This window comes from Brevibacterium sp. FAM 27836 (genome assembly GCF_051351055.1).
Lineage (GTDB): Bacteria > Actinomycetota > Actinomycetes > Actinomycetales > Brevibacteriaceae > Brevibacterium.
In genome coordinates this window covers 2,137,735-2,155,951 of record NZ_CP195711.1, presented here as the reverse complement: position 1 = coordinate 2,155,951, position 18,217 = coordinate 2,137,735, and the positions used below count along the sequence as shown (strand labels likewise).

Annotated in this window: 14 protein-coding genes; 8 read left to right on the top strand and 6 right to left on the bottom strand. The window is 66.5% G+C overall.

Going from position 1 to position 18,217, the window contains the following annotated elements; genetic code table 11:
* The first annotated feature begins 67 nt into the window (after positions 1-67).
* The 4 genes from ACSE4D_RS09720 to ACSE4D_RS09705 all read left to right on the top strand — a co-directional run bounded on the left by ACSE4D_RS09720 (position 68) and on the right by ACSE4D_RS09705 (position 4,505).
* Positions 68-841 carry a glycosyltransferase family 2 protein gene (locus ACSE4D_RS09720; protein ID WP_426936971.1) on the top strand — a complete coding sequence of 258 codons (774 nt, stop codon included), beginning with the start codon at positions 68-70 and terminating at the stop codon, positions 839-841.
* Complete coding sequence (gene pheA / locus ACSE4D_RS09715; protein WP_135541788.1) at positions 838-1,776, top strand: prephenate dehydratase; 939 nt, start codon at positions 838-840, stop codon at positions 1,774-1,776. The genes ACSE4D_RS09720 and pheA overlap by 4 nt, the downstream gene beginning before the upstream one ends.
* 123 nt (positions 1,777-1,899) lie before the next feature.
* Positions 1,900-3,669, top strand: coding sequence for an FAD-binding dehydrogenase (locus tag ACSE4D_RS09710; protein WP_425119000.1), 1,770 nt, complete (start codon positions 1,900-1,902; stop codon positions 3,667-3,669).
* Positions 3,666-4,505, top strand: coding sequence for an SDR family oxidoreductase (locus tag ACSE4D_RS09705; RefSeq protein WP_436325879.1), 840 nt, complete (start codon positions 3,666-3,668; stop codon positions 4,503-4,505). The genes ACSE4D_RS09710 and ACSE4D_RS09705 overlap by 4 nt, the downstream gene beginning before the upstream one ends.
* 7 nt (positions 4,506-4,512) lie before the next feature.
* On the opposite strand, the gene ACSE4D_RS09700 is transcribed toward ACSE4D_RS09705, so the two are convergent.
* Both ACSE4D_RS09700 and ACSE4D_RS09695 read right to left on the bottom strand, forming a co-directional pair.
* On the bottom strand, positions 4,513-5,445 hold the full coding sequence (locus tag ACSE4D_RS09700; protein WP_135541783.1) for an NAD-dependent epimerase/dehydratase family protein: 933 nt from the start codon (positions 5,443-5,445) through the stop codon (positions 4,513-4,515).
* 75 nt (positions 5,446-5,520) lie between these two features.
* On the bottom strand, positions 5,521-6,300 hold the full coding sequence (locus tag ACSE4D_RS09695) for an enoyl-CoA hydratase (RefSeq protein ID WP_436325878.1): 780 nt from the start codon (positions 6,298-6,300) through the stop codon (positions 5,521-5,523).
* Positions 6,301-6,415: 115 nt separating this feature from the next.
* On the opposite strand from ACSE4D_RS09695, the gene ACSE4D_RS09690 reads away from it, so the two are divergent.
* The gene (locus ACSE4D_RS09690; protein WP_436325877.1) at positions 6,416-7,993 is read left to right on the top strand and encodes a Na+/H+ antiporter; all 1,578 of its coding nucleotides are present in this window, start codon (positions 6,416-6,418) and stop codon (positions 7,991-7,993) included.
* Positions 7,994-8,146: 153 nt separating this feature from the next.
* Positions 8,147-10,753: an ATP-dependent chaperone ClpB gene (gene clpB, locus ACSE4D_RS09685; RefSeq protein WP_425119005.1), complete on the top strand. Its 2,607-nt coding sequence runs from the start codon at positions 8,147-8,149 to the stop codon at positions 10,751-10,753.
* A gap of 419 nt (positions 10,754-11,172) precedes the next feature.
* Here clpB and ACSE4D_RS09680 read toward each other — a convergent pair whose 3' ends face one another.
* From ACSE4D_RS09680 to ACSE4D_RS09670, 3 genes are all read right to left on the bottom strand, one after another.
* Entirely contained in the window at positions 11,173-12,462 is a 1,290-nt protein-coding gene (locus ACSE4D_RS09680; RefSeq protein ID WP_436325876.1) for an HTTM domain-containing protein, read from the bottom strand.
* Positions 12,452-13,240 carry a DUF5819 family protein gene (locus ACSE4D_RS09675; RefSeq protein WP_425119007.1) on the bottom strand — a complete coding sequence of 263 codons (789 nt, stop codon included), beginning with the start codon at positions 13,238-13,240 and terminating at the stop codon, positions 12,452-12,454. The genes ACSE4D_RS09680 and ACSE4D_RS09675 overlap by 11 nt, the downstream gene beginning before the upstream one ends.
* A gap of 156 nt (positions 13,241-13,396) precedes the next feature.
* Positions 13,397-14,572: a CaiB/BaiF CoA transferase family protein gene (locus ACSE4D_RS09670; protein WP_436325875.1), complete on the bottom strand. Its 1,176-nt coding sequence runs from the start codon at positions 14,570-14,572 to the stop codon at positions 13,397-13,399.
* A gap of 340 nt (positions 14,573-14,912) precedes the next feature.
* On the opposite strand from ACSE4D_RS09670, the gene ACSE4D_RS09665 reads away from it, so the two are divergent.
* Complete coding sequence (locus tag ACSE4D_RS09665; RefSeq protein WP_425119009.1) at positions 14,913-15,947, top strand: agmatine deiminase family protein; 1,035 nt, start codon at positions 14,913-14,915, stop codon at positions 15,945-15,947.
* Between the two features lie 171 nt (positions 15,948-16,118).
* Positions 16,119-16,529 carry a hypothetical protein gene (locus ACSE4D_RS09660; RefSeq protein WP_425119010.1) on the top strand — a complete coding sequence of 137 codons (411 nt, stop codon included), beginning with the start codon at positions 16,119-16,121 and terminating at the stop codon, positions 16,527-16,529.
* Positions 16,530-16,554: 25 nt separating this feature from the next.
* On the opposite strand, the gene cls is transcribed toward ACSE4D_RS09660, so the two are convergent.
* Positions 16,555-18,051 (bottom strand): cardiolipin synthase, encoded by a 1,497-nt coding sequence (gene cls / locus ACSE4D_RS09655; RefSeq protein WP_425119011.1) that lies wholly within the window; start codon positions 18,049-18,051, stop codon positions 16,555-16,557.
* Between the last annotated feature and the right edge of the window lie 166 nt (positions 18,052-18,217).

Below are 18,217 nucleotides of genomic sequence, written 5' to 3'. Positions count from 1 at the left end.
CAGGCCGGGCACGGATCCGACCGTGCCCGGCCCCGCCTCGGCGCCGGTGTCGGACAGGAGCACCCGCATGAGCGCACACCCGCACCCCGCCCCCGAGGCGGTCGCCGCCATCGTCCCGGCGATGAACGAATCCGAGCGCATCGCCGCCACGGTGACCGCGGCCAAGCAGATTCCCGGGGTCGACATCGTCCTCGTCGTCGACGACGGATCGAGCGATGACACGGGGACCGTGGCCCGTCGGGCCGGCGCCGAGGTGATCACCCACCCGAAGAACAAGGGCAAGGCCGCGGCCATGATGACCGGGGCGTTCGCGCTGCGCAACCGGGAGATCTCCGACGCCGACCCGGGTCTCGAGCCGAAGCATCGGGCGCTGCTGTTCATCGACGGCGACCTCGAGGACTCCGCCGTCAACACCGCTCCCCTGGCCGCACCCGTGCTCGCGGGCGAAGCGGACATGACGATCGCGATCCTGCCGGAGCAGAAACGCAAGGGCGGGGGCTTCGGATTCGTCGTCGGGCTCGCGAAGAAGGGCATCGCCGAACTCAGCGGCTTCGAGGCCACTCAGCCACTGTCGGGCATGCGCTGCCTGTCCCGGGAGGCCTTCGACACGGCCCTGCCGTTCGCCGCCGGATGGGGTGTCGAAACGGCCATGACCATCGACGTCGTCAACGCCGGCCTGCGCGTGGAAGAGGTCGAATGCGACCTCCACCACCGCGTCACCGGTCGCGACCTCAAGGCGCACCTGCACCGCGCCGCCCAATACCGCGATGTCGCCCGCGCCATCCTCGTCCGCCGCATCCGCGCCAAGCGGAGCCACCAGCAGAAGGAGACCGGCAAGTGAGTCTGGCCCGTTTCGCCTACCTCGGCCCCGAGGCCACGTTCACCGAGGCGGCTCTGCTGAGCTTCCTCGACTCCCGGAATCTGCGCGCGACGGCCTCGGCACAGCCGATGCGCAATGCCGCCGCCGCTCTCGATTCCGTCATCGAAGGCGACTGCGATGCCGCAGTCGTTCCGATCGAGAACTCCGTCGAAGGCGGGGTGCCGGCCACGATCGATGCCCTGACCGAGCACGGTCGGCTCCAGATCATCGCCGAGGTGGTCGTGCCCGTCCGCTTCGTCCTGGCCGTGAAGCCGGGGACCGCCGCCGAGGAGGTCACGTCCTTCGGCTCCCACCCGCACGGTGAGGCACAGGTGCGCGCGTACATGTCCGAACACTTCCCCGATGCCGTCTACCTGCCGACCTCGTCGACGGCCGCTGCCGCCCGCGACCTGGCCAACGACGCCGGTGACCATGTGGCCGCCGTGTGTCCCGCCCTGGCCGCGCAGCGCTACGGGCTCGACGTCCTCGCCGAGGACATCGGCGACCGCAAGGACGCCGTCACCCGTTTCGTCGTCGTCACCCGTCCCGGTGCCATTCCCGCACCGACCGGGGCGGACAAGACCACCATCGTCGCGGCTCTGCGATCGGACCGGGCCGGTTCGCTGCTCGAACTGCTCGAACAGTTCTCCAGCCGCGGTGTGAACATGTCGCGCATCGAATCCCGACCGACCGGCGACGGGCTGGGTCTCTACCAGTTCTCGATCGACCTGCTCGGGCACATCCACGAGGCGCGGGTGGCCGAGGCGCTGCAGGGCGTTCATCGGTCCGCGCTCAAACTCGCCTTCCTCGGCAGCTACCCGAGTTCCGACGGAGTCCTCGTGCCGATCGACCCGACGACCTCCGAGGAGTCCTTCGCCGCGGCAGCCGACTGGTTGGAGCGCACCCTGGGCGGCTGAGTCTGCGATACTGATTCCTACTGAAAGGTAAGTGTGCGCAGATTGCCAGAATCCGGCCTGTTTTTGGCAATCTGAACCCACTGAACGTCGGTTCGGCCGACGGAGACGACAGAGGAGTCGACGATGAGCACAAACGGCCACCCATCCCCCGATGCGATCATCGTCGGCGCCGGACTCGCCGGTCTCGTCGCCGCCCATGAACTCACCCGAGCCGGCAAACGCGTCGTCATCCTCGACCAGGAGAATCGCGCCAACCTCGGCGGGCAGGCGTTCTGGTCACTCGGCGGGCTCTTCCTCATCGACTCTCCCGAACAGCGTCGACTGCGCGTGCACGACTCGCTCGAACTCGCCCGCGCCGACTGGGCCACCTCGGCGGGATTCGACCGCGAGGAGGACCACTGGCCCAGACAGTGGGCCGAGGCTTACCTCGAATTCGCGGCAGGAGAGAAGCGACAGTACCTGCGTGACCTCGGCCTGCGCCTGACTCCGATCGTCGGCTGGGCCGAACGCGGCGGCTCCGGAGCCGCCGAACACGGCAACTCCGTCCCCCGCTTCCACCTCACCTGGGGCACCGGCCCCGAGGTGGTCCGCGTCTTCCGCGAACCCGTCGAAGCCGCCGAGACGGCCGGGCTCGTCGAGTTCGGGTTCCGACACCGCGTCGATGAGCTCCTCACCGAATCCGGCACCGTCGTCGGTGTCCGCGGTCGCACGCTCGCGCCCAGCCACACGGCTCGCGGGGTGGAGTCGAACCGCGAGGAGGTCGCGGACTTCGAACTCCGTGCTCCCGCCGTCATCGTCACCACCGGCGGGATCGGCCACAATTTCGACCTCATGAAGAAGTACTGGCCGGTCGACCGCCTCGGCGAGTTCCCCGACACGATGCTCGCCGGTGTGCCCGCTCACGTGGACGGACGGATGCTCCAGATCGCCGAGGATGCCGGGGCGAGCCTGATCAATCGGGACCGGATCTGGGCGTACACGGAGGGCATCGAGAACTGGAATCCGATCTGGCCCGGGCATGGGATCCGGATCATTCCCGGCCCCTCGTCGATGTGGTTCGATGCCGAAGGCAACCGGTTCCCAGCCCCGAACTATCCCGGTTTCGACACGAACCGGACGATGCGCACAATCCTCGACACGGGGTACGACTATTCGTGGTTCGTCCTCAACGAGTCGATCATCCGCAAGGAATTCGCGCTCTCGGGTTCGGAGCAGAACCCGGACATCACGGAGAAGGACATCCGGATCACGCTCGACCGTGTGCGCTCCTCCGATGCTCCCGCGCCGATCGAGGCGTTCAAGAAGTACGGTTCCGACTTCGTCGTCGCCGATTCGACCGAGGAACTCGTCGCCCGGATGAATGCACGCTCCCGCGGGCCGGTCATCGATCACGACCACCTCGTCGAGCAGATCCGGCAACGGGACCGCCAGACCGCGCACCCGTTCTCGAAGGATGCGCAGGTGCAGGCGATCCACAATGCCCGCGCCTATCTGGGGGACAAGATCGTGCGCGCGGTCAAGCCGCACGAAATCCTCGATCCCGAGCACGGGCCGCTCATCGCGGTGCGGCTGAGTCTGCTCTCGCGCAAGACCCTCGGCGGGGCGGAGACGAACCTCGACGGTCAGGTCATCGGCGCTGCCGGCGGCACTGCCGGAGGCGGCACACCGATTCCGGGGCTGTTCGCAGCCGGTGAGGTCACCGGATTCGGGGGCGGCGGAATGCACGGCTACAACGCACTCGAAGGCACGTTCCTCGGCGGGTGCATCTTCTCGGGGCTGCGGGCCGGACGCGCGGTCGCAAACCAGACCGGTGCCGGCGCACCCGGACGAGGGAATGACGCATCAGGACGTGGGCACGGCGATTCCGCGCTCCCAGGGGGAGAGCGAGCATGACGGGCACTGCGCGACCGGACCTCACCGTCCTCGTCACCGGCGGCACCTCGGGTATCGGCAGAGCCGTCGTCGAAGCACTCGCGGCCAAGGGCTGCACCGTCCTCACGACGAGCCGCAGCCCGGATCGGCTCAAGCCGACCGACACGATCCCCGGAGTCCGGTACCTGCCGCTCGACCTCGCCGACCCCGAGGGGCCGGACCGGCTGGCCGAGGATCTCGATGCGATCGGCATGCGCGAGAGCATCGATGTGCTCGTGAACAATGCCGGCGAGAGTCAGTCCGGTCCGTTCGAAGAGCTGCCCGCCGATGCCGTCGAACGCCTGTTCCGCACGAATGTGTTCGGGCCCGTAAGGCTGAGTCAGCTCGTTCTGCCCGGAATGCGCGAGCGACGAGCGGGCCGCATCATCATGGTCGGGTCGATGCTCGCGAGTTTTCCGCTGGCTCACCGCAGCTCCTATTCGGCGTCGAAGGCCGCTCTGCGCGGATTCGCCACGGCAGCCCGGCAGGAACTCTCACCGTTCGGGGTGTGGGTGAGCACCGTCGAGCCCGGGTCGATCGCCACGGGCATCGGGCTGCGCCGGACGAAGTACCTCGAGGAGGGCTCGCCCTATACGGCGGATGTCACGACGATGCTCGAGCGGCTCGATGCCAATGAACGAGGCGGCATCTCGGCCGAGACAGTCGCGGCCACGATCGTCGACGCGATCATCTCGCCCAGGCCGCGGGAGTTCTACGCCGTCGGCAGCCGGGCCCCGCTGCCGTTCCTGCTCAAACGTGTGCTTCCGCGCTCGCTGATATCGAAGATCGTCGCCGCCCAGCACGGGCTGAAACGCTGAGACGGGCCTACTGGAACCGGGAGGGGATGAGGTGCTGGGTGGTCGAGATCCCGAGCACCCTCTGCTGCCGTGAGAGGTTATAGGTCCGATCGGACTGCAGGTATTCGACGAGGAAGAGCTTCGCACGATCTCCGCGCTTGAACATCCCCTTGATCCGGAGTCCGAGCTTCGCCATGACCAGCGCCTTGTCCTTCGCCACCCCTTCGATGACGACCTGGTCGTAGCCCATCCGCGCAAAGTGAGTGGCCACGGCGTCCTTGAGCCGGTACGGGGTCGGGTCCCCGATATTGAACGGACCCGCCGCCGAGGGCACATCGAGGCAGGCGAGCGCGGCCCGCACGACATTGTCGACATGGGTCAGGGTCAGTTTCTGCCGACCGCCTCCGGGCAGACGCAGCACCCCCTTCTTCGCCATGTGGGCGAGGAACGGCATGAGCATCGTCTCGCCCGGGCCATAGACGGCCGCAGGTCGGAGGATCGCGGCATCGGGTCGGATCCGAGCGACGAGCTGTTCGGCCAGGGCATGGGTGCGCGAGTAGGCGTCGGAGAACTCGCCGGGATCCTTCGGCCCGGCTTCCTCCCACAGTTCGGTGTGGAGTTCGCTCGGCGGGTACACCGTCGTCGACGACAGGTGGACGATGCGGGCCTTCGGGAAGGCGTCGAGGACGTTGCGCGTACCCGTCACCCGCACCTCATAGAGTGCGTCATCATCAGCGCTCACCGAGGCGATCCCGGCGCAGTGGAAGACCGAAGTGACCTTCCCCGCCAGAGACGTCACCGCCGAAGGGGCCGGCTCGGTGATGTCCCACTGCTGGAAGTTCACTCCGGGGATGTCCGGGTCTCTCCGGCCCAGAGCGTAGACGGTCTCGTCCCTCTCCGCGAGAGCACGCGCGATGGCACCGCCGATGAAGCCGCTGGCTCCGGTCACTATCACCGCCACGTTGATCCCCTTCTCATCCGTGCCTCACTGCGGCACATCCTGACACTGTCGAAGTTCTCGCGACATCGCGGGCGCTCATCCGCGGTGCTGCCACCGCGGCTCGCGCTTGCTCAGGAAGGCGTCGATCCCTTCCTGAGCATCGGTGCCGACAGCATTGTGTGCCATCACCTGTGACATCCGCGCATACGCCTCGGCCACAGGCAGTTCACGCTGCTCGTAGAACGCGGCCTTGCCTATGGCAACTGTAGCCGACGAGGCGGACGCCACTTTCCGAGCGAGATCCGCCGTGGCGGTCTCGAGGTCGTCATCGGCGACGACGTCGGAGACGAGACCGAAGGCCAGCGCATCCTCGGCGGAGACGAAATCACCGGTCAGCAGCATCCGCATCGCCTGCTTCGCCGGCACCGCGCGGGAGAGGGCGACCATCGGCGTCGAACAGAACAGGCCGATCTTCACTCCCGGAGTCGCAAACCGTGCCGACTCCGCGGCGACCGCCAGGTCGCAGGCGGCCACGAGCTGGCATCCGGCCGCCGTTGCCACCCCCTGAACCTGCGCGATGACCGGCTGCGGAATGGTCTGGATGAGCTGCATGAGACGAGAACAGGCGTTGAAGATCTCCTGCTGCGCTTCAAGATCCGCCCCACGGATCTCCTTGAGATCATGACCGGAGCTGAAGACGTGACCGGCGGAGCCGACGATGACTGCGCGCACATCGGTGCGGCGGCCCACCTCGGCGAGGGTGTCGATGAGGGCTTCCATCACCTCGAGGGACAAAGCGTTGCGTGTGGCCGACCGGTTGATCGTCACGGACGCGACTCCGTCGTCGAGCGGCGCGAATACAATTGACTCGGACATAGCCATATTCTGCCAAAGGTCAGGCTCGCAGCGCGGAATCTGGTCGACCGTTTTCGCTCATCCCCGTCCGCGCGGCCTTCCCGGTGCGGGTCCAGCGGAGTCGAGAGGGACCATCATGACCACTTTGCTGATGATCATCGGATTCGGAGCAGCTACCTCGGTGGTGGTCGGATTGGGGCAGAGACTCAGACTTCCGTGGCCGGCGCTCATGGTCCTCATCGGCATCGCCGGTGCCTTCATCCCCACCTTCGCCGAGGTGGGCATCGACCCCGAACTCGTGCTCCCCCTGTTCCTGCCGCCCCTGCTCTTCGCTGCGGCGCAGAAGACGTCGTGGGCACTGTTCGCGATCCGGTGGCGCACGATCCTCGGCATGTCCGTGGCCCTGGTCGGGGTGACCGTGGCCGCCGTCGCAGGCTCCGCCGTCCTCCTCATCCCCGGCATCACGATCGCCGCGGCCATCGCCCTCGGCGCGATGCTCGCCCCACCGGACCCCGTCGCCGTCGACGCGGTCGCCGGCACCGTGTCGATTCCGCGCCGCATCATGTCGACCCTGCAGAGCGAGGGACTGTTCAACGACGCGGCGTCGCTGGTCATCTTCCAGACCGCGATGGCCGCGGTGCTGGCCGGCACCGAGGTCGACTACGCAGATCTGGCTGTGTCATTCATCGTCTCCGCCGCCGTCGCGGTCGCCGTCGGTCTGGTCCTGTCGTTCGCGGCGTGGTGGGTGATGGAGAAGATCGACCACACGGTCGCCCGTTCCTCACTGATGCTCGTCCTGCCCTTCGGCGTCTACCTCGTCGCCGAGCACCTCCACGCCAGCGGCGTCATCGCCGTCGTCGTCGCCGCACTCGAGGTCCGTCGCCGCGACACGGAAGGCAACTCCGCGGCACGCGTCACCCAGAACTCGACCTGGCAGGTCCTCGAGATGCTCATCACCGGCATCGCCTTCGGCCTCATCGGACTCGATCTGCGTCTCATCATCGAATCCGAGCATGCCGATCTCGGGCGGGCGCTGCTCATCGGCGGGCTCATCGCCGTCATCGTCATCGCCGTCCGCTTCATCTGGCTGCTCCTGGGCACTCTCATCGAGCGCAAGCGCCGGGAGGTCGACCCCGATGCCGCTCCGCTGAACGTCCGCGATGCCACCCTGATGACCTGGGGCGGGATGCGCGGTCTGGCCACGGTGGCTCTGGCCCTGTCGATTCCCGCGACCACGCAATCCGGGATGCCGTTTCCGGGCCGGTCCTACATCGTCGTCGCTGCGGCCATCGTCCTGCTCGTCACCCTCGTTCTGGCGGGACTGACCTTCCCCGCTGCGGTGGCGGGCCTGGGCATCGACGACGAGGCGGAGAAGGAGCATCAGGCCACGAAGGCGATCGCGATGCGCGCCTACAAGGCGGCGATGCGCGAGATCAGGAACGACGACAGCCTGCCCGACGAGGTGGTCGAACCGCTGCGGGCCAGGTTCAAGCTCCTCCACGACCAGCTCAGCGGAACCACCGATGACCAGGCGAACTCCGAGCAGGTGACCGCGTTCAAGGAACACCGTGAGCAGATGCTGCAGGTGCAGAAGAGGGCGATGCAGACCGCCCGCGCCGAGGTGCTCGCCGCCCGACGTGAACGCGGCACGGATCCGGAGATCGCCGACAAGGTCCTGCGTCGCTTCGACCTCCAGTCCGTGCTCGCGAACTGAGCCGGACGCGTTGGTGTCGGCGATACGGGACGGCGGGCCGCCTCGGCGAGATTCTCGGCTGAAAATAAAGGTTGAGCGGAATAGACTCAACTTTGTTGGTGTTGTTCCATTCGAGAGCTGTGATCAGCACACGATTTCACGAAGGAGTTGCGCATGGACGCACAGATGACAACCAAATCCCGGGAGGCGCTGCAGACTGCGGTCAACGACGTCGTCGCCCGGCACAACAACCAGGTCGAACCGGCGCACCTCGTCGCCGCCCTCCTGTCCCAGCCCGATTCTCTCGCGGCCACCCTGCTGACCAAGGTCGGCGCCGACCCGCGGCGAGTGCTCACCGCCATCGAAGCCGTGATCGGCGGCTTCCCCACGGTCAGCGGTTCTTCGGTGAGCCAGCCGAGCCTGTCTCGGACCGGGCTCGAGATGATGAATCTCGCGCAGGAGGAGATGACCGCACTCGGCGATCAGTTCGTCTCCACCGAGCACCTGCTGCTCGCCGCCGCTGCCGGCCAGGACGGCACCGGCGATGCCCTGCGCTCCAATGGTGCAGGCCGGGACGCGCTGCTCGCGGCTCTGCCCGAACTGCGCGCCGGCAAGAAGGTCACCTCGGAGAACCCCGAGGAGACCATGCAGTCGCTGGAGAAGTTCGGCATCGATCTCACCGCCGTCGCCCGCGAGGGCAAACTCGATCCGGTGATCGGCCGCGACAAGGAAGTGCGTCGCGTCGTTCAGGTGCTCTCCCGCAGGACGAAGAACAACCCCGTCCTCATCGGTGAGCCCGGCGTCGGCAAAACGTCCGTCGTCGAGGGCCTGGCCCAGCGGATCGTGGCCGGAGACGTGCCCGAGTCGCTGCGCGACAAGACGCTCATCAGCCTCGACCTCTCCGCGATGGTCGCCGGCGCGAAGTATCGCGGCGAGTTCGAGGAGCGGTTCAAGGCCGTGCTCGAGGAGATCAAGAACGCCGACGGGCGGATCATCACCTTCATCGACGAACTCCACACGATCGTCGGTGCCGGGGCCGGCGGGGATTCCTCGATGGATGCGGGCAATATGCTCAAACCGATGCTCGCCCGCGGTGAGCTGCGGATGATCGGCGCCACGACGCTCGATGAGTACCGCGAGAACATCGAGAAGGACCCCGCCCTCGAGCGGAGGTTCCAGCAGGTCTTCGTCGGCGAGCCCAGTGTCGAGGACACGATTGCGATCCTCCGCGGACTCAAGGAGCGCTACGAAGCCCACCACAAGGTCTCGATCAACGACGGCGCCCTGGTCGCCGCGGCAACGATGTCGAACCGGTACATCACCGGTCGGCGACTGCCGGACAAGGCCATCGACCTCGTCGACGAGGCGGCATCCCGGCTGCGGATGGAGATCGACTCGGCTCCCGTCGAGATCGATGAGCTCCGGCGCGCCGTCGACCGCCTGAAGATGGAGGACATGGCCCTGTCGAAGGAGACCGACTCCGCGTCCGTCGAACGGCTCAACGCCCTGCGCGCCGATCTCGCCGACAAGGAGGAGGAGCTGCGCGGACTCGAAGCGACCTGGGAATCCCAGCGTGCCGGCCTCAACCGGGTCGGTGAGCTGAAGACGAAGCTCGACGAACTGCGCTCCGCTGCCGACAAGGCTCAGCGCGACACGGACCTCGAGACCGCGTCTCGTCTGCTCTACGGAGAGATCCCCGCTGTGCAGAAGGAGATCGCCGAGGCCGAAGCAGCCGAAGCGGAAGCCGAAGCCGGGCAGAACTCGGACCCGATGGTCTCCGACAAGGTCTCAGGCAATGACATCGCCGAGGTGGTCTCCTCCTGGACGGGCATCCCCGCCGGACGCCTGCTCCAGGGCGAGATCGAGAAGCTGCTTGGGGCGGAGAACGTCCTCGGTCAGCGACTCATCGGGCAGAAGGATGCCGTGGCTGCGGTCTCCGATGCCATCCGCCGTTCGAGGGCCGGTGTCGCCGACCCGGATCGTCCGACCGGTTCGTTCCTGTTCCTCGGACCCACCGGTGTGGGCAAGACGGAACTGGCGAAGTCGCTGGCGGACTTCCTCTTCGACGATGAGAAGGCTCTGATCAGGATCGATATGAGCGAATACGGTGAGAAGCACACCGTGTCCCGCCTCGTCGGCGCTCCTCCGGGCTACGTCGGCTACGACGAGGGCGGCCAACTCACCGAGGCGGTCCGCCGTCGCCCGTACTCCGTGGTCCTGCTCGACGAGGTCGAGAAGGCGCACCCCTCCGTCTTCGACATCCTGCTGCAGGTCCTCGACGACGGTCGGCTCACCGATGGTCAGGGACGCACGGTCGATTTCCGGAACACGATTCTCATCCTGACCTCGAACCTCGGTTCGCAGTTCCTCGTCGACAACTCGCTGTCGAATGAGGAGCAGCGCAGCAAGGTCCTCGACGTCGTGCATGCGACGTTCAAGCCCGAGTTCCTCAACCGGCTTGACGACATCGTGCTCTTCGATGCCCTCGGCCAGGCCGAGCTCGCCTCGATCGTCGATCTGCAGATCGAACACATGTCCAAGCGGCTCGGCGACCGTCGGATCTCCCTCGAGGTCACTCAGGGCGCGGAGGACTGGTTGGCCCTCGAAGGCTACGACCCGGCATTCGGCGCCCGTCCGCTGCGCAGGTTGGTCCAGCGCGAGATCGGCGACAAGCTGGCCCGCGCTCTGCTGGCCGGTGACATCCAAGACGGAGACACCGTCGTGGTCGACCTGCCCGAAGATCCCGAGGCCAAGGGCCTGGAGCTGCGCCCCAAGCGGTAACAGCCGCAGCCTGCGTGCGTGCGGGAGAGAACCACCCTGCAGCCCACCGGTCGGGGGTGCCGCCCCTGCAGCCGCACCGGTCGGCAGGGCCGCCCGCCCCTGCAGCCGCAGCGTGCGTGGGCGCCCGCCCCTGCAGCCGCAGCGTGCGTGGGCGCCCGCCCCTGCAGCCGCACCGGCCGGGCACGGCCGCCCCCTGCTCCACAACGGCGTTCCCTGCCACACAACGGTCGGGAGAACCACCCTGCAACACAAAAGGTGCGGTGCATCAGATTCGGAACTGATGCACCGAACCTTTTGTGACGCGCACTCGCACCAAAAGTGATGCGCCCATGCACCTTTTGTGAAACCCGCCGCACTGAACGTGAAACGCCCCTGCGTCTGCTCCGCCGGCTGCGCAGCGAAAGAGGGCCGCGAACGTGCTACTTCTTACCGGCTGAGGACCCCGGCTTCGAGGACGAAGCAGCATTCGCTTCGGCGGCTTTCGTCCCAGCCGCCTTCGCACCGCCAGCCCCAGCGGCCTTCGCCCCAGCCTTCGCACCGCCAGCCCCAGCAGCCTTCGCTCCGTTGGCCCGTGGCGCCGAGGAGGCCCACCAGTGCCGCAGATAGGCGCTGACCTTGGCGAAGCTGCGGTCGCGGATGAAGATCGCGTCGACGGCGATCATCGTCAACGAGAACCACGGCAGGCCCATGAGCAGCGCGATGCCGAGGTGGAAGGAGAGGATGCCGAGCAGCGCGACGATGCGGGTGTATCGGTTGAACAGCATGAACGGGAAAGCGCACTGGAAGAGGATCGACCCCCACGAGATCGCCACGACCATCGGCCCCCACGCCGTCATCAGATCCGACAGCACCGGCCAAGTGCCGAACTGCTGCGTGTGCAGCGGGTTGTACACGGCGAATCCGTGCTGCCAAGCGGTGCCGCCAGCCTTGTACAGGCCGCCGGACATGTAGATCGCACACACCTGGAATGCGAGGACGACGATGGCGAGGTTGTTGGCCATGATGAGCGCCCACCGCCACGGCCCGCCGTCGGACTCCGGGAACTCCGGATTCCGGGCCCGGCGCCTGGCATCGAGCGACCACCGGCGGGTGGTGTCGGCGAAGAGGAGCGCGATCATGAACATGCGGTAGGCGTTGTCGCCCTGGTCGCCGGCACCGTCGTTGAGCTCGATGAAGCTCACCCACAGCACGAGGTAGAAGGGCAGGACGATCCGTGTGCGCCACCCGAGGATGATGACGATGGCCAGCAGCGCCAGCCCGATCGTCAGCGCGGTGAACAGCGGCGGCGTCGTCACCGCCCGGTGGTAGAGGGAGAAGAGCCAGATGCTCGGGAAGTCGCTCTTCGGTTCGGCGATCTCACCGTTCCATGCAGCCCCCACGCCGAAGGCGTAGTGCCGCGCATTGAAGTTCGTGAGGATGAGTCCGAGCCCGGTCAACCCGATGAGGATCCGCGTCACCGCGAGCCCGTAGGTCGCGTGATAGCGACCGGTGAGCATCTCCTCGAGCCAGTTCCAGCCGTGCGCGAGCTTCGCGCGCACCAGGGTCGTCAACGGGACGAGTCCGGCGCTGCCGATGCTCTCCTGCGACTCTTCGTCTCCCCTCGCCGAGGCGGCCGGACCGGAGTGCCCGACCTCGGTCGCAGTGTCCGTTCCGCTCCTCGTCGATTTCATGTCGTCTTCCTCGTGCGGGGTCGTGTCGTCACTGTTCACTGACGCACCTCACTTTGTCGGAGGAGCAGAAGTACTTCGTGAACTCCTGCTGGGACTGATGCTCCTCGACGACGAGTGCACGCCAGCCCACGGGAACCGGCTGGATCTTCGGACGTTCGGCACTCTTGGAGTTGCGGTCGGCGAAGGGCACGACGTTCTGTCGGGCCGCCTGGTATTGGACGCGCTGGACATCGTCGCCCCAGATCGCCTTCGCCACCTGGGTCGCATAGGCCGTGGCCGTGTGCTCACTCTCGAGGTAGTCCGGGATCGCATTCTTCGGGTCGTCGTATTCCTTGAGCTTCGTCGTCAGCCGATCGACCGAATCATCGCCCTTGAAGTAGTCGAGCTTGACGATCGCCTTCTGGTCATCGGGCAGATCCTCCCAGGAGCCCTTGATATCCGAGGCCACACCGATGCCGAGTCCGGCCGAACGCGGCGGGAACAGCTTGTACGTGGAGTGGTCGAGCTCGACGTCGGTGGCCCTGACCCACTGGGTGATCTCCTCGCCGCTGTCCGTCTTGATCACCGCACGCACGTCGAAGTAGTAGTCACCATTGATCGGCTCGGGCGCGAACACGCTCCATGACTGCCCCCACATCGGGATCATGTACTTCGTGAGCAGATCGCCGGGAATCACCTCCCGCATCGTCGAAGCAGGGGCGATCCACAGAAAGCTGGCGAAAAGGTGGAATCCCGTGATCACCATCGCGATCACCATCAGGGTCCGTTTCACCGCCGATCGTCGCCGAGGCGCTGCCTCGGTCGGCTTGTTGTCCATCTCGGTTCCGAATCTCTCAGCGAACACTTCCGGCGGCACCGGGATTCGGGGCGGCGCCCAGACATCCGCGGTGACAGCACACAGTGACTAGGGTACTTCAGCGGCAAGGGACTTTTCCCCGGTCCGTGCCCGATCACGGCCTCCGGTGATGCCTGCCTACTGCAGCGAACGCAGCCAGTCCTTGACCGCCTCGGTCGACTCGCCGAGCGTCGGCGGTGCCAATTCGTAGCTGGCCGGGGTCTCGGACAGCCGGATCGGGTTGGCCACGGTGGGGATGACACGATCCCCTTCGCCCGCCTCGGCGACGGGTTGAAGTCCCAGCGTCGATGCCAGGTCCACACCCTGAGCGATCGAGTTGATCGGCGCGCAGGGCAGCCCCGCCTCGGTGAGGATGTCGAACCATTCCTGGTTCGTCTTCTCACTGAGTGCGGCGATGAGTTCGGGTTCGAGTTCCTCGCGGTGGACGTTGCGATCGGCGAAGTTCGCGAACCGTTCGTCGCTGGCCCATTCGGGGTGGCCGAGCACCTCGGCGAGGCGGGCGAACTGGTTGTCGTTGCCGCAGGCGATGATGATCTGCCCCTCGGCCGTGGGCATCGGCTGGTACGGGTAGAGACTCGGATGCTGGTTGCCCATCGCCTGCGGCACGACGCCGCCGGCGACATACGCCGAGGTTTGGTTCGCCAGGCCCGACAGCGCCGAGGACAGCAGGTTCGTCTCGACCAGCTGGCCGATGCCGGTGTCCTTGCGGTGGGCGAGCGCGGCGAGGATGCCCACCGTCGTATGGAGTCCGGTGATGACGTCGACGACAGCGACACCGGCCTTGACCGGGCCCGACTCCTCCGAGCCGGTCACCGACATGAACCCGGACAGCCCTTGGATGAGCAGGTCGTAGCCCGGCAGCGGATTGTCACGACCGAAACCGGTCACCGAGGCGTAGACGATGCCCGGGTTCACCGCGCTCACCGTCTCGTAGTCGAGTCCGTACTTCGCCAGTCCCCCGGCCTTGAAGTTCTCGACGAGGACGTCGGAGGCGGCGGCCAGCTGCTGTGCGAATTCGAGATCCTCGGGATCCTTGAAATCGAGGACGACCGAGTGCTTGTTCCGGTTCGCCGTGAGGAAGTACGTCGCATCGTCCCCTCGCCGAGGCGGCGCCCAGTGACGCGTATCATCGCCGGTCCTGCCCTCGACCTTGATGACCGTGGCCCCGAGATCGGCGAGCATCATCGTCGCGTAGGGTCCGGCCAGGACGCGGGAGAAGTCCGCCACGACCGTCCCGGTCAGAGGTCCGCTCCTCTGCCGCCCGAAAGGTTCTTGGGCTCCTGCTGTTTCCACCTGCTGCCTCCCTTGGCACGACCGACTTTCCTGTCCTCAGGCAGACTATACGGACCGAGTCGCCCGGCCCACCCGACGGGGTCGCCGGTGGTCGGGAGAGGCCGAGGCGGGCCAGGACCGGAGGCAGGAGAGCGGCGGAGGCCGGAACGGGAGAGCTGCGAATCCCGTTCCGGGCGGGCGACGGTATCCGTCGGCCGCCTCGGCGACGATCTGGCTAGAATCAGCGGTACGATCGCCGATCACGACCAGGCGGCAGATTCCACGGCTGCGGCGCGGAGCCCCGAAGAACCGGGTCGCCCGCCCGACCGTGCTCGACCGGACATCAGCGAAGGGACGAACGATGACGTTGCACATGCCCGCGGAGACCTCCGCCCAGGACCGGGTCTGGATGGCGTTCCCATCCTCCGGCTACGCGCTCGGCGACACAGAGGCCGACGCCGAAGCCGCCCGCGCCACCTGGGCCGCCGTTGCCCGGGCCACCAGCGAGTTCACCCCGGTGACGGTGGTCGTGACCAGTGCACAGACCGAGCATGCCAGGCGCCACCTCGGCGAGGGGATCACGCACCCGATCACGATCGTCAACGCCGCACTCGACGATGCGTGGATGCGTGATATCGGGCCGAGCTTCGTCGTCGACGACGAGGACCGGCTGCACGCGGTGGACTGGGTATTCAACGGGTGGGGCGCGCAGGAGTGGGCGAGCTGGGATCACGATGAGCACATCGGCGAGTTCGTCGCGGATCTGGCCGGCACCCCGGTGGTGTCCTCATCGCTGCGCAACGAAGGCGGTGGGTTCCATGTCGATGGGAAGGGCACGGTGCTGGCCACCCGCAGTGTACAACTCGACCCGGGTCGGAACCCGGGATTGACCGAAGCCGATGTCGAGGCCGAATTCGCGGCCACGATCGGGGCGAAGAAGGTCATCTGGCTCGATCGCGGGCTGCACCGCGACAACCAGACCTTCGGCACTCGCGGTCACGTCGACATCGTCGCCACGATGCCCAGTCCCGGCGTCGTCCTCGTCCACGATCAGCGCGATCCGAAGCACCCGGACTACGAATTCAGTCGTGCGCTCATCGCACAGTTCTCCGCCGAGACCACCGCCGATGGTGTGCCCTTCGAAGTGGTGCCGATCCCCGCACCCGAGGTGCTGCGCGACGAGGAGGGGTGGGTCGACTACTCCTATGTCAATCATCTCGTCACCAACGGCGGGGTCATCGCCTGCACCTTCGATGATCCGATGGACGCCGAGGCGGCCGCTGTGCTCGAGCGGGTGTACCCGGGTCGGAAGGTCGTCGGAGTCGATGCCCGCGAACTCTACGCCCGCGGCGGCGGCATCCACTGCATCACTCAGCAGCAGCCCACCGTCGGCTGATCTTCGACGCTCGGGGCATCGGCTGCGCAATCCATACCCCACCGGGCACTGCACGGTATAAGCTGGTGGGACAGGACACAGCGCCCATGCGCTGATCACCGAGAGGCTCGGATCTGTGCCGCACAGCAGTGCGGCAGACAGTGTCGGCAAACTGCGAAGAGGAGCATGACCATGAAGAAGAGATTGATTCTCCTGGCCGGTCTCGGAGTCGGATTCATTCTCGGATCGCGCACCGGACGCCAGAGCTATGAACGGCTGAAGGCCCAGGCCCAGGATCTGTGGACCGACCCGCGAGTCCAGGACACCGTCGACAGGGCCAACCAGTCGCTGCGTGAGAAGTCACCGGCCGTCGCCGATGCCGTCCAGACCGCGGCCGACAAGGTCAATGCCGTGGCGTCGACGAGCACGCCCGTCTCCGAATTCGACGGTGATGAGGACGAATCGTCCGCGCAGGACACCGCCGCGAAGAGCACCACCGCTTCGCCGAAGCACACGCCGTCGCCGAAGGCCAAGGACACAGTGGCCGATCCCGAGCGTCACCTCGACGACGAGGGCCCCGCCGGAGTCGCCGACGACGACTGAGCAGCGGCACGGTCGCCGGCTTCGTTCACAGCAGGGAGCTCGTCAGTCGGGCCACGTTCTCGACGTACTTCTCCAGCAGTGACCGGCTCGCCCATTCCTCGGCGTCGAGTTCGACGGAGTTCGGGGCGTAGCGTTCGGCCTCGAGCTCGTACATGCGCTGTGTGAACTCACGATTGACGATGAACATCGTGACCTCGAGGTTCATCGCAAAGGACCGTTCGTCCATGTTCGAGGAACCGATGATCGAGACCTCGTCGTCGATGATGAGGAACTTCGAGTGCAGCACCGTCGGTGCGTGGTACATGAAGATCCGCACCCCGGCCCGAACGAGTTCGTCATAGTAGGACTGCTGCGCTTTGTGGGTCAGCCAATGGTCGCTCGTCTCACCGACGTAGAGGCGCACCTCGACACCCGAGCGCGCCTCGGTGGTCAGTGCGTGCAGCAGCGACTCGTCGGGCACGAAATACGGTGAGCACACGACGACGCTGCGATTCGCGTTGTAGATGAGGTGGTTGAACAGCCGCAGATTGTTCTCATCCTCGAATCCCGGTCCCGAGGGCACGACCTGAGCCTGGATGCCGCCGGAGTCGGGGGCATCGAGTTCGAAGCTGTCGGGTTCGTCGACGATCTCGTCCGTCTCCGAATACCAGTCGGTGATGAACACGGCATCGAGCTCTTCGACGACCGGACCGCGGCACTCGAGCGAGAGATCCTTCCAGCGGAAGCCCTTCCGCCGGTTGCGCGCCTTGTTGTAGGAGCGGTCGATGATGTTCTGCGAACCGGTGAACGCGACGTCCCCGTCGACGACGAGGATCTTGCGGTGATTGCGCAGATCGGGCCGCTGGTACTCGCCCCGCCACGGTCGAATCGGCAGGGCTCGACGCCAGCTGACGCCCGAGGAGTCGAGCCTCTTGACGAGCTCCGAATACCCCGGATACCCCAACGAGCCGACATGGTCGATGAGGATGCGCACCCGCACCCCCCGCGCATGCGCGGCCAGCAGGGAATCGAGCAGCCGCCTCGTCGTGTCATCGATGGCGACGATGTAGAACTCGAAGTGCACGAATCGCGTCGCCTCGTCGACGGCGTCGGCCATCGCCTCCATGCAGGCGTGATTGTCGACGTGGAGCTCGAAGTCGTTGCCGTGGGTCATCGGCAGGGCACCGAGGTCGAAGTTGAGCTGCGCTGCGGTGCTCAGCGGTTCGGGCATGTGGTCCTTCTGCCCGAGGATCGGCCGATTCCGGATCTGGTCGCGGATGAGGGCATTCATCTGCGACTGCTTGTCCCGCCGCCGCTTCGGCAGCTTCGCCGAGCCGAGCAGCAGGAACGCCGCGACGCCGACATACGGGATGAGGAAGATCGCGAGCAGCCAGCCCAGTGCCACCGAGGGCCGGCGGTTGTGCGGAATCCATCCGAGCGCAATGATGCGGATGAGGAGATCGATCAGCAGAAGGGTGATGATCACCCAATTCGGCCAGGCCGAATTGATGTTGAAGAGCGGATAGATCCCGAAACTGCTCATATATCGCCTGTTCAGCCCCGCCCTTGTTCGTCACCGGTGGGGTCTTTCACCTCAGGTTGAGGAATTCGCATTGCGCACTATCGTATCGTGCCGAGTCTGCGTCCACACCGGCACATCCCCTCTGACCACGGACATCATCCGTCCGCGCCCCCGATTGCACTGTGCC

Coding starts and splice junctions, on each gene's coding strand:
- ACSE4D_RS09720 (WP_426936971.1), top strand. CDS start 68: ATGAGCGCACACCCGCACCCCGCCCCCGAGGCGGTCGCCGCCATCGTC.
- cls (WP_425119011.1), bottom strand. CDS start 18,051: ATGAGCAGTTTCGGGATCTATCCGCTCTTCAACATCAATTCGGCCTGG.
- ACSE4D_RS09690 (WP_436325877.1), top strand. CDS start 6,416: ATGACCACTTTGCTGATGATCATCGGATTCGGAGCAGCTACCTCGGTG.
- ACSE4D_RS09710 (WP_425119000.1), top strand. CDS start 1,900: ATGAGCACAAACGGCCACCCATCCCCCGATGCGATCATCGTCGGCGCC.
- ACSE4D_RS09665 (WP_425119009.1), top strand. CDS start 14,913: ATGACGTTGCACATGCCCGCGGAGACCTCCGCCCAGGACCGGGTCTGG.
- ACSE4D_RS09695 (WP_436325878.1), bottom strand. CDS start 6,300: ATGTCCGAGTCAATTGTATTCGCGCCGCTCGACGACGGAGTCGCGTCC.
- ACSE4D_RS09675 (WP_425119007.1), bottom strand. CDS start 13,240: ATGGACAACAAGCCGACCGAGGCAGCGCCTCGGCGACGATCGGCGGTG.
- ACSE4D_RS09705 (WP_436325879.1), top strand. CDS start 3,666: ATGACGGGCACTGCGCGACCGGACCTCACCGTCCTCGTCACCGGCGGC.
- clpB (WP_425119005.1), top strand. CDS start 8,147: ATGGACGCACAGATGACAACCAAATCCCGGGAGGCGCTGCAGACTGCG.
- ACSE4D_RS09660 (WP_425119010.1), top strand. CDS start 16,119: ATGAAGAAGAGATTGATTCTCCTGGCCGGTCTCGGAGTCGGATTCATT.